Below are 12,478 nucleotides of genomic sequence, written 5' to 3'. Positions count from 1 at the left end.
CTCCTTAATGAGTATCAGGATTTATCTATCACACCTTATTTAGCTGCGAGTCCTAATTCTTTTAGAATCTCTTCCTTATGTTCTCCCAGCACAGGAGCTGATTTCGCTATCTTTCCAGGTGTTTTTGATAGTTTGACAGGAATCCCTAATGCTTTTATTTTCCCTGCAACAGGGTGCACAACCTCTTCTATCATTCTTCTGGATAGTGTGTGCTGGTCAGTTAAAGATTCTGGATAGGTATTTATCGGGCCAGCAGGAATTCCCGCTTTCTCGAATTTTTCCAGCCAGTAATGTCTCGGATTCAGACTCGTTTTCTCCTCAATTAATCGGACAAATTCATCTAAGTGCTGAATTCGAGACGCGTCATCAGCAAATCGGTCATCCGATAAGAATTCAGGTCTGCCGATGATCTGGCAAAAGACCGGCCAATGATGTGGTGTATCTGCACCAACCGTAAAATAACCATCACTGGCACGAAATGCCTGGTAAGGAGCGGACAAGCGATGTCCGCTTCCAGTAGGTGCAGGTGTTTCTCCCGTAAACCAATATTGAGTGCTTTCCCAAACCGACAATGCGATTCCCGTATCATATAAAGAAGCATCAATATACTGCCCCTCATTGGAATGAACCCTGGCATACAATGCGGATAAGATACCGTATACAGAAAACAGGCCAGAACCCAAATCGATAATCGGAAGGCCGCATTTAACCGGGTTTCCATTCCGTTCACCTGTCACACTCATAATTCCGGTCATTCCCTGTGCAATTAAGTCATAACCGCCACGGGATGAATATGGGCCATACTGTCCGAATCCTGAAATAGAACAGTAGATCAGTTTCGGATTAATCTGATTGAGTGTTTCATAATCAACGCCTAAACGCTTAACCACCCCGGGACGGAAATTTTCTATCAAAATATCAGCGGTTTCAATTAACTTATAAAATACTTTCTGATCTTCTGCGCTTTTTAAATCAAGCGTTATGCTGCGCTTATTCCGGTTTATCGCCATAAACGCGCCGCTTTCCCCTTCCTTATAAGGGGACCATCTTCTGGTGCTTTCCCCTTTTGGCGGTTCAACTTTAATGACATCAGCACCCATATCGGCCAGCAGCATACCGCAATAAGGCCCTGCCATAACCTGGCTTAAGTCAATTACTCTAATGCCTTCCAATGCACTCATTCGTACCATCTCCTTCTATAAAATGGATTCCACTTTCTCAAAGTCTATTTAAGGCTTTATCTTCAAATAAATAGAGTTCCTGATTGTCCAGAATGAGTTTGCCGTCGATTTCGACCCGCGGATCCTTTACGACCATATCGTAATGCCCTTTGGCCTTCACAGTTCCCCCTATATATGCATTGGTACCTAAAGCAATGTGGATCGTTCCATAAACCCCTTCATCACTTAGCATGCTGTTTTCCAATTCACATTCCGGATTCATGCCAATGCCAAACTCACCGGCAAAATAGATATTGCCTTCTTCATCATTCTTCTCCATTAATATTTTCCTGAATTGCTCCGCTTCTCTGCCTCCTGTAATCGAAACCGCCTTTCCTTCCTTAAATACCACTTCAACTGGAGTCTCCATTAGACCCACCCCTGGAATACTCCCATCTACCACTAAAATTCCTTCAGCGGTTCCTTCGACCGGAGCAATGCTGGATTCGATGCAGTGGGCTGCCGAAACATCGGTACTATTTGCAAACCCAGTTAGAGCTCTACCTGATCTGCCTTTGATGGAAAATCTTAAATCTGTGCCAAGCGATGTCGTGATATGGACAAATTCACCAGCTGTCAATATGTCTGCCAGTTTCTCCACTTGAGGCCCTAGTGCAGCAAAGTCAGCACGCAGACCCTTGCTTAATAAAATGTCTTCATGAGCTTCAGGCAAGATTAAAACTCGGGCTCCTGCCCTTTGTGCATCATGGCGGGCTTTTGTATGGGCAATGTTATAGGTTGTCGGTGCGATGATCACATCGGCTTCCTTCATAGCCGCTGCGACTGCATCCGGCAAGGCATCTCCATGTCCTTTTCTTGGCGGCATTGAGATCGTGATGGGCTCAGCGTCGAGTGAACAGACAACAGATGCCAGAACTTTTGTGATTCCATCCGTTAAAAAATCTGTTAGGATGACAACTTTTTCCCCACTCTTAACACCTGCCAGAACTTTTACGAGTGCAGTAGCGGCCGGGTACATTAATGCTTCTTTCATCTTTTAAAACAACTCCCTGTATGATCAATTTTTGCAAAGTTCAAATCTACATCCCTTTAAAAGCTGGCTGCTTCTTGTTAAAGAATGATTCAATCGCATGCTTATGATCCCATGTATCCTGGCATTCAATAAAGGCATCCAGTTCCTGTTCCATTGCTTCCTGCCACTCAAAATCCATGGTTTTCTGAATCGTGTTCTTCGCATGTCTGACTGCGATTGGAGCACGGGAAGCAATCAGCTGTGCCCATTCATGCGCTTCTGCCAGCAGCTTGTCATGGGATACCACTCTGCTTGCCAAACCTCTTTGCAATGCTTCCTCAGCTGTTATCGTTCTGCCTGTCAAAATCACTTCTTTGGCATATGCTTCACCCAATAGCCTTACTAAACGAGTTGGTCCGACAACCAGTCCAACCTTTACCCCTGCTGCACAAAGCTTGGCGCGTTCCGACATGATGCGAATATCACACGCTAAGGCAAGCTCGAACCCTCCGCCAAACGCATAGCCATTAACTGCGGCAATCACAGGCTGGGGCATTTCATTGACAATATCGTAAATTCTGCAATCTTCCTCTAAGAAATGCCGGACAGATTCAGGAGTCAGCTCTCCTTCTTCGTTTAAATCGGCTCCCGCGCAAAATGCCCGATCCCCCTCTCCAGTAAGGACAATAACCCGGACATCCGAAGAGGTTTTAAGCTTCTCCATATAGGGAACAAACTCTTGCCGAAACTCTTTCGTCAAAATATTCATTGGCGGGTTTTTAATGGTAATGGTGCAAATAAAATCGGATATTTCAGCTTGAATTTTTTCCAACCTTTTCATCACCCTTCTATGATTCCTGTTCAAGCTCAGCAGAGATTTTTATTTTTTTGCCGGGTATATCCTCCAGACGTCCATCTATGCCTTTGCTTCTTTGATACTTATCCCATAAAATGACGGCTATTGGGCATAATATCGAGGTAGTAATAGTAGAAATGGAAATTTGTATTGTGGCTAAATTGGCAATTTCCTGAAAACTTTGAGCCTTCTCCACCGTCATCAGACCGGCACCCGCTGCCACTGATGCTGCTGCTGCGATTGCAGCAGGTGTCCCCACTGCGTTCCCTGCAGTTGATGCTTCTGCAACAGGGCCAATTGTACTTTTTTCTCCAAATAGCCTATAGACCAGGATTCCGGTTAATGCGGTAAAAATGACTGTGGCAAACCCGAGAGCTAAACCTCCCCAAACAGCTTCAGGATTAAAGAAACTCATGAAATTCATTCCTGCTCCAAGACAGAATGCAAAGAATGGTACAAGCAGCGTTTCACCCGGCTTTAAAAACTCCCGAATGTCTTCATCCAGATTTCCTAACAGCATTCCTAAAGCGATTGGAAGCAGGACAGCTATGAATGCGATTAGAGGAAAATTAACGCCAACCATCCCCAAAGCCAGCATGGTGAAAAAAGGACCGTCATTCAGAGTCAGGACGGAAATGGCCCCAACATCTGACCGATTCCCGTATTGCCCTGTCAACACGGCATACATTCCTTCATTCCCATTGGTCATGGCGGCAATAATGGCCAGAGTAGATAATCCAAGCAGACCGTTCATTGGGTCAAAAAACATCCCAAATAAAATTCCGATTGCAATCCCGGTCAAACACTTGCTTCCTGTTAATAGAATTCCTTTCTTTAAAGCCTTTCCGCCTACCCGCAAATTCATCTGGCTTCCTGCACAAAATAAGAACAAGCCAATGAGTGTTAACGTTCCTGTTTTAAAGAGTGCTTCCGAGAATCCTCCGATTTTCATAAACTCATAAATTCCTTCTTCAACCGGCGATACCCCTATGCTTTTAAGGAAATTCATTATAAATGGAATGTGAAGCTGATCAATCGTATTAAATAAAGCGCCAAGCATCAGCGGGATGACCATCAGCCCTCCGGGAACTCTTTCAATTCTTTGCTTTATCCTCATTTAAATCACCGCCATATCTATTATTTGATTTCCTTTTACAGCGAATTCTTTAAATCCTGTCTCCTCGTCTTTCATTGGATCATGCAAGAGAGTAAATAATAATTTCGTTTTTCAAGGTAATCGAATATACATGAGTTTTTCAAACACCACATATATGAATCCAATCATCCCTATGGATACTAATGTGGCCGTATACCAGCGAACTTCCTTATAATAGAGCATGCCAATGAGTAAAAAGATTAAAGTAGAATACAGAAACCCTATGAAAGGTATTAACAGAAAGATATAAATAACTGTTAAAAGCAGATATAGTATCCCTCTTTTAACTTCCTGAAAGGAGACAGAACCTGTTTCCTCTTCCTCCTCTTTTTTCTTTCTGAACGTTTGGGCAAACTGCCAGATTGATAGACCTGTCAAACTATAGCCGAGCAGCATGGGAAATGAACGAGATGAATTTAAAAAATGTTCTCCTGGCGGGAAATTATAGCTGCCTATTACAAAAAAGAGGCCAATCGCAAAAACAATTCCCGCCAAAAGATAATCTTTATTTATCCGCATCTTTTCTCCTTTCTATCACTCTTTTGGCCGGCTGATTCCTACTTCTTCCGGTGACCGTTTTCCCACACCAATATCCCAAAGCAGCCAGCTTGTTTTTTCGGTGATTTGTTTTGTATATTCTTGACTATCCTCAATATCTGTAAGGACAATTGCCCGTTTCTTTGTAAATTCCTTAAATTCATCACTGCTGATCGCTTTGTTGTATGCGTCTCTAATTTTAGTTACGATTTCTTCAGGTGTTCCGCGCTTCACAGCTGGCCCCCACCAGGTTCCTTCCGGTACATATTTTTCCAAATCAGAAACAAATTCAGTGACAGGCGGAATTGATTCAAGGCCATCCACTTCAAAAGCTTTATTATCCATAACAGCCAGTGAACGTAAATCCCCTGCCCGAAGCAGATCCACTACCTCATTAACCCCGCTGATTGAGAAATCCACCTCGCCCTTCATGGCAGCCATGGCAGCATTTGAACCAGAGTCATACGTGATAATTTCGGCATCTCCACCCACTACACTATTCACAATCTCCAAAGTGAGGTGCCATGGGTCCCCAATCGCTGCCACACCAACCTTCGCATTTCCATCTTTTAATAGCTGAACAACATCATCAAACGTCTTCAGGTCAGAGTTGTCTTTAACTGTAAAATTGGCAATCCCCATTGCGCCAATTCCAATTTGTTCGAAATCGTTGTATGTTAAATCCGTCATGCCCATTGTTGGAAAGACACGGACCAGATCGGTTTGAAATAGGATGGTGTGTCCGTCAGACTCTTGTTCGTTAACATATTCAAGGGCCAATGCACTGGAAGCTCCAGGCATGTTTCTCACCGCAATGGATTCTCCCAATTCTTTCTGAAGGATAGGCTGCAGTGTCCTTGCCATAGTGTCAGTACCGCCGCCCTCACCAAAACCCACAATAATTTCAATTGGCTGCGAAGGGTATGCACCTTCTGCTTCCTTGCTGCCAGATGCCTTTTGATTTGATTGATTACCAGAACATGCACCTAATATCAGAACCCCTGAAAATAGAGTCAGAACCATCATTTTTAATTTCATAAGTTCGCCTCCTTAGGCTTTATTTTCCCCCACACATTCTTTAAACGTTTTGATAAAAATTGATTCTGATTTAAAATCAGGAATACAATACAGACCAGTAAAAAAAGACTGATTGGGCGTGTAATAAATGGAACAAAGGAATAATCCGAACTTACCATCGCTCTTCGGAAATTTTGTTCCGCCATTAAACCAAGGATCAATCCTAACACCAAAGGAGGGGCAGCCAATCCGACTTTCCTCATAAGAAAACCGATTATGCCAAAAAGAAACATGATTCCAATATCAAATGGCCGATTGTTTACTGCAAAAGTACCTACAACACTAAATACTGTTACAGCAAGCAATACTATACTTCTGGGAACAGAAAGGATTTTCTGGAATAAGTAAGAGAAAAATAATCCAAACACAAGCATGAACGCAGCAGATATCGTTAAGATAATAAAAAACTGATTTAATATATTTGGATTTTGTGTCAGCAAAAGAGGACCAGGCTGCAATCCATGAAGTAAAAGCCCCCCTATAATAACTGCCGTGACTGCATCACCAGGGATACCAAGGGCCAGCATTGGTATATATGTACCTGGAACACAAGCATTATTTGCCGTTTCTGCAGCAACGATTCCTTCTGGATTCCCTTTGCCAAAAGTTTCAGGTTTCTTACTTCTTCTACGGGCCACATCGTAGGATACCCAGGCTGCTACATCTGCTCCAACACCTGGAATAGCTCCTATCGCGGCACCAATGACAGAAGATCTTCCGCCGGCAGGCAAAAACTTCAATAACATCTTCCACGGGGGAATGCTTGATTGGAATTTTTCTGCTTTCAAAGGCGGCTTCAGCTTCATAATAGAGTCAATTACCTCAGCAATTCCAAAAACTCCGATTAAGACAGCAATGAGACTAAAACCATCCATTAGTGCACTTTCTCCAAAAGTAAACCTCTGGACACCTGTGATCTTATCCATCCCTGCAGTGGCCAGTGCCAATCCTAAGATCCCCGAAATAAGTCCTTTCGTCAATGACTCAGCGGTTAGATTTGCACTAAGAATAATTCCAAACATGGCGAGCAGAAAATACTCCCATGATCCGAAATTCATACTTAGATCTAACAGGATAGGCGCTCCAATTAGAAATATAACAGCTGCCAGAATCGTACCTAAAAAGGATTGGAAGGTGGCAAGTCCTCTTGCCAGCCCCCCTTCCCCCCGCTGAGCCATTGGATAACCATCCATAGCTGTCGCAGCTGAGGCCGGGGTTCCCGGGATATTTAAGAAGATGGCTGGCGTAGACCCGCCATAGGTCCCTCCTATATGAACGGAAACAATTAAAACCATCGCTTCTATCCATTCCATCCCCCAGGTAAACGAAATCAGCAAGGATACTCCCATGGTCGTAGTGAGACCTGGAAGGGCACCTACTGCCATTCCTGCAATCGTACCAAAAAGAAACAAAAGCATGATTTTAACTGTAAAAAAACTTGACAGCGATTCGCCAATTAGACTTAATTCTCCCAAAAAACCTCCTCCCCCTAATCTATATAGAGTTCTCCGTCCTTCATAAGGATTTTCCCATCCACTTTGATAGTCGGTTTCCGAATCACTAAATCACAATGCCCCGGGGCTCTGATACTGCTTCCAAATGTAATACCATTGCCAATTCCAATATGCATCGTCCCAAACTCTGCCTCGTCTTCCAGCTGCCCTCCTCTGCCAATTTTCGCCTTTGGATTCATGCCAATTCCCATTTCCACTGCGCAATATACATTGGGATGATTGTAGCTTTCAAGCGTTTGCTTAAGCATTTCAGCATCTTCTTTTCCTTCAATGGAAATGATTTTTCCTTCTCTAAAGACAACTTTAACCGGATCTTCACAAGCCCTTCCCGGCACAATGGCCCCATCAATGTACATGACTCCTTCTGTCGTCCCTTCTATTGGCGCCACTGCTGTTTCAATGCAAGGCGGGGGTGAAATACTTCCAGGTTCATGGCAAATTCCAGTTTGAGGTACAGCATGACGTCCTGATATGGACATGGAAAGCTCCGTACCTAAAGTGGTTGTGATGCTCAATCTTTCTCCTTCTTCAAGAATGGCGGATACTTTATCGATTATTTTCTTTTGTGCAAAATAATCGATATCCAGGGAACCATCTAAGAAAACCTCTTCATTTGCATCAGGCATAAATATTAATCTTGCACCTGCATTACTTGCTTCTTTCCTCGCAGTTGAATGATTAATAGAAAATGTTGTCGGAGCAACGATCGCATCAGCTGCTTTCATTGCTTCTGCAATGATTCTAGGCGGTTCATCCCCATGCCTTGTGGTGGGATTCATGATTGTCATAACAACCTCTGCTCCCATCCCTTCACCAGCAAGTGCGAAAACCTCTCCAATCTCAGTCGTATTTGTATCCGTTAGAATCAATAGGTTTTCTCCAGGCTTTACATTTAGACATGTCTTCAATAAAGTCTGAACGGACTTCATCATAAACATTTTATTGATGATTCTCATTGCACTCCCCCTCGTTTTTTTACTTCAACTAGTTAGAATGCAAGTACCGTGCCAAGTTGTGATTTTACTTTATTTTTCTTTAAGACTCCCAGTTTAATAGGGTTATGCAGGACAACTTCTCTTTTATTAAAAACATCACTAAGGTCCATTGTTCGCAAATTGCAAAAAAAACATAGGAGATCTGTCCAAATTTAGAAGAAAAGACAAATCAGCTATGTTTTTAACGTAATCGCAATTTGCGAACTATAATTGCATTTTGCGATTAAGCTCGTATTTATTAATTTTCCTATATAGAGTTGCTACATTTATACCAAGTTCATCTGCAGCTTGTTTCTTTCCATTCAATGTATCACTATATCTCTTTAATGCGTCCATGATCATTCTTTCTTCCATTTCTGCCAGAGTACTATTTTCTTTATCAGCATTCAGGTGATTTTGTTCACGGATTCTTGGAGGCAGGTTTTCTACTCTAATCCAGTGGTCCGTTGCCATGTTTATGGCATATTCCACAGCATTTTGAAGTTCACGTATATTACCTGGCCAGTTGTACGAACCTAGCCGATTCTCCGCATCAGGAGTGAAACCTCTCACTTTCTTTCCCGTAATTTTGTCATAGTGCTGCACAAAATGCTGGAGCAGGACGGGAATATCCCCATCTCTTTCCCTCAATGGGGGAATATGAAGCGGAATGACGCTTAGCCTAAAAAATAAATCCTGCCGAAATTCTCCGTCAGCTACCATTTTTTCTAAGTTTTTATGGGTTGCTGCAACGACTCTGATATCAATATCTATTGAGTTATTCGAACCAATTCGTTCAATTTTTCTTTCTTCTAACACTCTTAACAGCTTCACTTGTAAATGCAATGGCATGTCACCTATTTCATCCAGAAAAATAGTGCCTCCTTGTGCCATTTCAAATTTTCCCGGCTTTCCACTTTTTCTTGCACCCGTAAACGCACCCTCGCTATATCCAAACAATTCACTTTCCAGTAAATGTTCAGGAATGGCTGCACAATTAATGGCCCGAAATGGTTTATTTACTCTTTTGCTCTCTTGGTGCAATGCTCTGGCAAAAAGCTCCTTCCCTGTTCCGCTCTCCCCTAAAAAGATGACTGTAGAATCTGTTGCCGCAACTTTTTTGGCTGCAGCCTTTGTCTGCAATATAGCAGGGCTTTTTCCCACAATAATATCGAACGTAGAATCATCTACCTCAGATGTTATAGAATAGGCAAACTTTTGAACTTCGGCTAAATCTTTGAGGGTAATGGCACATCCAATAATTTGGCTGTTATGGATCAGAGGGTTAGCACTGATAATGACTTGAATCATTTTTCCATTTACAACAAGAGAACATTCTATATCCGAGTATCCTTGACCAGTTGAAAATACTTTTGTAATCGGCAGGTTTTGAATAACTTCTGAAATATTCAAAGTTAAAACATTGTGTTTTTTTATATTTAGTATTTTTTCTGCAGAACGATTCATCTCTAAAATGTACCCTTTCTGATCAACAGCAATGATTCCCTCGTACATGGATTGAATCGTCACTTGCAGCATTTGTGAGGTGGATAAATATTTCTTTAAAAGCGAAGTTCCATTTATTTTGCTGCTGATTAAATCTGCCATTTTCCCAAGGTAATTGGATAAAATACGATGCTTCTCTTTAAATTCATTTTTTTGTTTTTCAGAGAATGCCGTTAAACTGATAACCCCGACAATTTCGCCCTCATGTGTTAATGGATATGAAACATCTGATTTTTCAGGGCAATTTTGATGAAGGATACAGCTTTTGCATACGTCATGAAAACCTGGCTCAAAGTTGTAGACAGGCTGATTTGTTTTTAAGACTTCTGCGATGATATGCCCTCGAACCGGCTCACCCACAACTGCATGCGTGCCTCCGCCTGTGGCCGTAACGACAACTTTATTTTTATCATAAATAATCACTTCTAAAGACAAAACAGATTTAATGGCCTCTGCCACTAAGTTCACTTCTTCTTGAATTTCAAAAAGGATTGAATTACCCATTTATATCCTCCTCGCAGATTAGTTCCTCCTATTGAGCAGGAAAGTTTATAAAATTGCAGATACTATATATCATTCGATTCGAAATGTGAAAAACCTCTGGAAAATTCTGAATATTCATTAAGTCTTAGTGTTTTTTAATATCTCTTTAGAAAGAAATATATCGATAAAATAGTTAAGAAATGGATAAGACACCCTACAAAATTGTATTAAGAAAAAGCACCTGATACATGCTTACAAGTCTTACACAATATACAAAAAAACAGCCCCCAATCAGGGCTGTTCTCCTATTAATGAATAATAACCGTCGCTATAGAACGCTCCGGCATCATACTATCCCCACCAAGGGATAGAGACACTTCTTCTATGCTATCATTCTCATTCATCATAACCGCCACCGTTTCACCATTAATATTTTCAAAGGCGGTGGCTAATAGGCGGTTATTCGATGCCTGGCTGCCATTTCGCCTGGCTCCAGGCTTAATGAACTTGCTGAAATGCCCAATATAATATATAATAGTAGGAGCTGTTATAGTGCACCTCATCCTTCTTCGTATCCACAATCACAGGCGCATCGCAGTAGTTCCCGACATGATTCGATCCGCCTTTTTCATTCAGCACGAGATTCCAGTCAATCCATGCTTCAAGATGATCGTTCAAGTCGCCGATGATGTTTCGGCCATATCTTTCTCCCGTATGCCATTCGCCTGCCTGAGGGCCGCCTTCGATGCACCCTTCTGTGAAAATTAAGTGCTTGTCTGGGAATGCATCGTGCACCTTGGAGAGATTCTCAAATTCCTCAGATACATACCAATGGACTCCCGTTCTCCACACATATTTAGCAGTTTCTGGATCGGACAGGACGGCTTGGGCTCTCTCGAAAATGACATTACGGTTATGATCCCAGATGATAATCTTCACATCACCATGGCCTCAAGGGATGGACCAAGATGATTTTTGATAAAATCCCGTTCTTCTTCACCTGTGTACAGGCAGGAGTCCCATACCTGCTTTGCTTCAGGTTCGTTCTGAATGGTGATTCCCCAGATGGGCACCCCTTCCTCTTCCATCGCCGCTATGTACTTCGAATAATACCGTCCCTCTGTGATTATTTATTAAACTCAAGCCCTCGTTAATAAGTACATTCTTCTACAAAGAGAACAATTATATGTCGTTCGAATACGCAGTATCGTTGTACTGCGTAGCAACCCACTTCATAATTTGGTCACTAACTTAATCCACTTATAACCATCCAGCATTTATAACAGAATTTTTAGTAAGTATAATTAGATATAAGAGTCTACTTTTTGGGCTGATCAAGTGCCTGGTAAGCTACCTGATACTTTCCTCCATCCGCAACTTCTGAATGGTACAAGGCCTTGAGGGCATTGTTTTTCTCAAGACCATGCTCAGCCTTCAGTTCTTTAAAGCGTGTATGGAGTTCTTTATTTTCCTTAATTAGTTGTTGCATTTGCGATTTTAAATACTTCAAAATATTTAGCTCCTTTCTGAATCTCTAAGTTTAGCTTAAATTTTACGTGAAATAACCTGTTTAAAAAGAACCCTAAATTGCTCCCGGTCTTCTGCAGTAAAAGGCTTTGGTCCCTTCGTTCGCTGTCCGCTTTTTCTAGCCATTGCACTTAAATAACGTGTTTGTAATAATTGGTCAATATTTTCATTTGTATATCTAAATCCTTTATGGTGGAGGACGATAATTCCTTTTGCTAAACCTAGTGACGCAAGACCATAATCTTGCGTCACGATAATATCTCCTTTTTCCACTAACTTCACTATCCGATAATCTGCAGCATCTGCTCCAGAATCAACATAAATGGTTTTCACTCCTGATGGCTGTTCTGCATTAGAAAAATGAGAAAAGCTTGTAACAAGGATAACCGGAATTTCAAAATCCCTTGCTTCTGCAATAATAATATCTTTCACCGGACAAGCATCTGCATCCACATAAATTTTCATCTTTCCCTCCTGTTAAGAAGTTCGACTTACTATTTAACTTAATCTTTTTCAACTATAAAAGAGACTGGTGACTTTTGTTTAAAAATAATCAAGAGTTCTTCCTTTTGCTGTATTTTTCTATCCTCATATTATACTTTATAGAATTTTGTTGGCAAATGGTAGAAAAGGGGGGCCTGTCTGCTTTTAAACA

General features: G+C 41.7%; 14 protein-coding genes. All 14 read right to left on the bottom strand.

Annotated features, from left to right (window positions below):
- Positions 1-35 precede the first annotated feature (35 nt).
- Positions 36-1,181: a CaiB/BaiF CoA transferase family protein gene (locus tag NYE23_RS06510; protein WP_341076385.1), complete on the bottom strand. Its 1,146-nt coding sequence runs from the start codon at positions 1,179-1,181 to the stop codon at positions 36-38.
- 37 nt (positions 1,182-1,218) lie between these two features.
- Positions 1,219-2,214, bottom strand: coding sequence for an aminopeptidase (locus NYE23_RS06505; RefSeq protein ID WP_341076384.1), 996 nt, complete (start codon positions 2,212-2,214; stop codon positions 1,219-1,221).
- Positions 2,215-2,260: 46 nt separating this feature from the next.
- Positions 2,261-3,025, bottom strand: coding sequence for an enoyl-CoA hydratase/isomerase family protein (locus NYE23_RS06500; RefSeq protein ID WP_341076382.1), 765 nt, complete (start codon positions 3,023-3,025; stop codon positions 2,261-2,263).
- A 16-nt stretch (positions 3,026-3,041) separates the two neighbouring features.
- Positions 3,042-4,166 carry a 2-keto-3-deoxygluconate permease gene (locus tag NYE23_RS06495; protein WP_341076379.1) on the bottom strand — a complete coding sequence of 375 codons (1,125 nt, stop codon included), beginning with the start codon at positions 4,164-4,166 and terminating at the stop codon, positions 3,042-3,044.
- A gap of 111 nt (positions 4,167-4,277) precedes the next feature.
- The gene (locus NYE23_RS06490; protein WP_341076377.1) at positions 4,278-4,724 is read right to left on the bottom strand and encodes a tripartite tricarboxylate transporter TctB family protein; all 447 of its coding nucleotides are present in this window, start codon (positions 4,722-4,724) and stop codon (positions 4,278-4,280) included.
- Between the two features lie 15 nt (positions 4,725-4,739).
- Positions 4,740-5,780: a tripartite tricarboxylate transporter substrate binding protein gene (locus NYE23_RS06485; RefSeq protein WP_341076375.1), complete on the bottom strand. Its 1,041-nt coding sequence runs from the start codon at positions 5,778-5,780 to the stop codon at positions 4,740-4,742.
- Positions 5,777-7,294: a tripartite tricarboxylate transporter permease gene (locus NYE23_RS06480; protein WP_341076373.1), complete on the bottom strand. Its 1,518-nt coding sequence runs from the start codon at positions 7,292-7,294 to the stop codon at positions 5,777-5,779. The genes NYE23_RS06485 and NYE23_RS06480 overlap by 4 nt, the downstream gene beginning before the upstream one ends.
- A 14-nt stretch (positions 7,295-7,308) precedes the next feature.
- Positions 7,309-8,289: an aminopeptidase gene (locus NYE23_RS06475; protein WP_341076371.1), complete on the bottom strand. Its 981-nt coding sequence runs from the start codon at positions 8,287-8,289 to the stop codon at positions 7,309-7,311.
- A 243-nt stretch (positions 8,290-8,532) separates the two neighbouring features.
- Positions 8,533-10,317: a sigma-54 interaction domain-containing protein gene (locus tag NYE23_RS06470; RefSeq protein WP_341076370.1), complete on the bottom strand. Its 1,785-nt coding sequence runs from the start codon at positions 10,315-10,317 to the stop codon at positions 8,533-8,535.
- Between the two features lie 287 nt (positions 10,318-10,604).
- Entirely contained in the window at positions 10,605-10,859 is a 255-nt protein-coding gene (locus NYE23_RS06465; RefSeq protein ID WP_341076369.1) for a glycoside hydrolase family 30 beta sandwich domain-containing protein, read from the bottom strand.
- Positions 10,795-11,235, bottom strand: a complete 441-nt coding sequence (locus NYE23_RS06460; RefSeq protein ID WP_341076368.1) for a hypothetical protein — start codon at positions 11,233-11,235, stop codon at positions 10,795-10,797. The genes NYE23_RS06465 and NYE23_RS06460 overlap by 65 nt, the downstream gene beginning before the upstream one ends.
- Positions 11,232-11,369 (bottom strand): hypothetical protein, encoded by a 138-nt coding sequence (locus NYE23_RS06455; RefSeq protein WP_349632379.1) that lies wholly within the window; start codon positions 11,367-11,369, stop codon positions 11,232-11,234. Before NYE23_RS06455 ends, NYE23_RS06460 begins: the two co-directional genes overlap by 4 nt.
- A gap of 245 nt (positions 11,370-11,614) precedes the next feature.
- Positions 11,615-11,806, bottom strand: coding sequence for a hypothetical protein (locus tag NYE23_RS06450; protein WP_048008527.1), 192 nt, complete (start codon positions 11,804-11,806; stop codon positions 11,615-11,617).
- Between the two features lie 35 nt (positions 11,807-11,841).
- Entirely contained in the window at positions 11,842-12,288 is a 447-nt protein-coding gene (locus tag NYE23_RS06445; RefSeq protein WP_197249558.1) for a YaiI/YqxD family protein, read from the bottom strand.
- Between the last annotated feature and the right edge of the window lie 190 nt (positions 12,289-12,478).

The organism is Cytobacillus sp. FSL H8-0458, from assembly GCF_038002165.1.
GTDB lineage: Bacteria > Bacillota > Bacilli > Bacillales > Cytobacillaceae > Cytobacillus.
The sequence above is the reverse complement of the archived record's forward strand: the minus strand, read 5'-3'. Positions and strand labels throughout refer to the sequence as shown.

Coding starts and splice junctions, on each gene's coding strand:
- NYE23_RS06505 (WP_341076384.1), bottom strand. CDS start 2,214: ATGAAAGAAGCATTAATGTACCCGGCCGCTACTGCACTCGTAAAAGTT.
- NYE23_RS06465 (WP_341076369.1), bottom strand. CDS start 10,859: ATGAGGTGCACTATAACAGCTCCTACTATTATATATTATATTGGGCAT.
- NYE23_RS06470 (WP_341076370.1), bottom strand. CDS start 10,317: ATGGGTAATTCAATCCTTTTTGAAATTCAAGAAGAAGTGAACTTAGTG.
- NYE23_RS06510 (WP_341076385.1), bottom strand. CDS start 1,181: ATGAGTGCATTGGAAGGCATTAGAGTAATTGACTTAAGCCAGGTTATG.
- NYE23_RS06495 (WP_341076379.1), bottom strand. CDS start 4,166: ATGAGGATAAAGCAAAGAATTGAAAGAGTTCCCGGAGGGCTGATGGTC.
- NYE23_RS06475 (WP_341076371.1), bottom strand. CDS start 8,289: ATGAGAATCATCAATAAAATGTTTATGATGAAGTCCGTTCAGACTTTA.
- NYE23_RS06490 (WP_341076377.1), bottom strand. CDS start 4,724: ATGCGGATAAATAAAGATTATCTTTTGGCGGGAATTGTTTTTGCGATT.
- NYE23_RS06485 (WP_341076375.1), bottom strand. CDS start 5,780: ATGAAATTAAAAATGATGGTTCTGACTCTATTTTCAGGGGTTCTGATA.
- NYE23_RS06445 (WP_197249558.1), bottom strand. CDS start 12,288: ATGAAAATTTATGTGGATGCAGATGCTTGTCCGGTGAAAGATATTATT.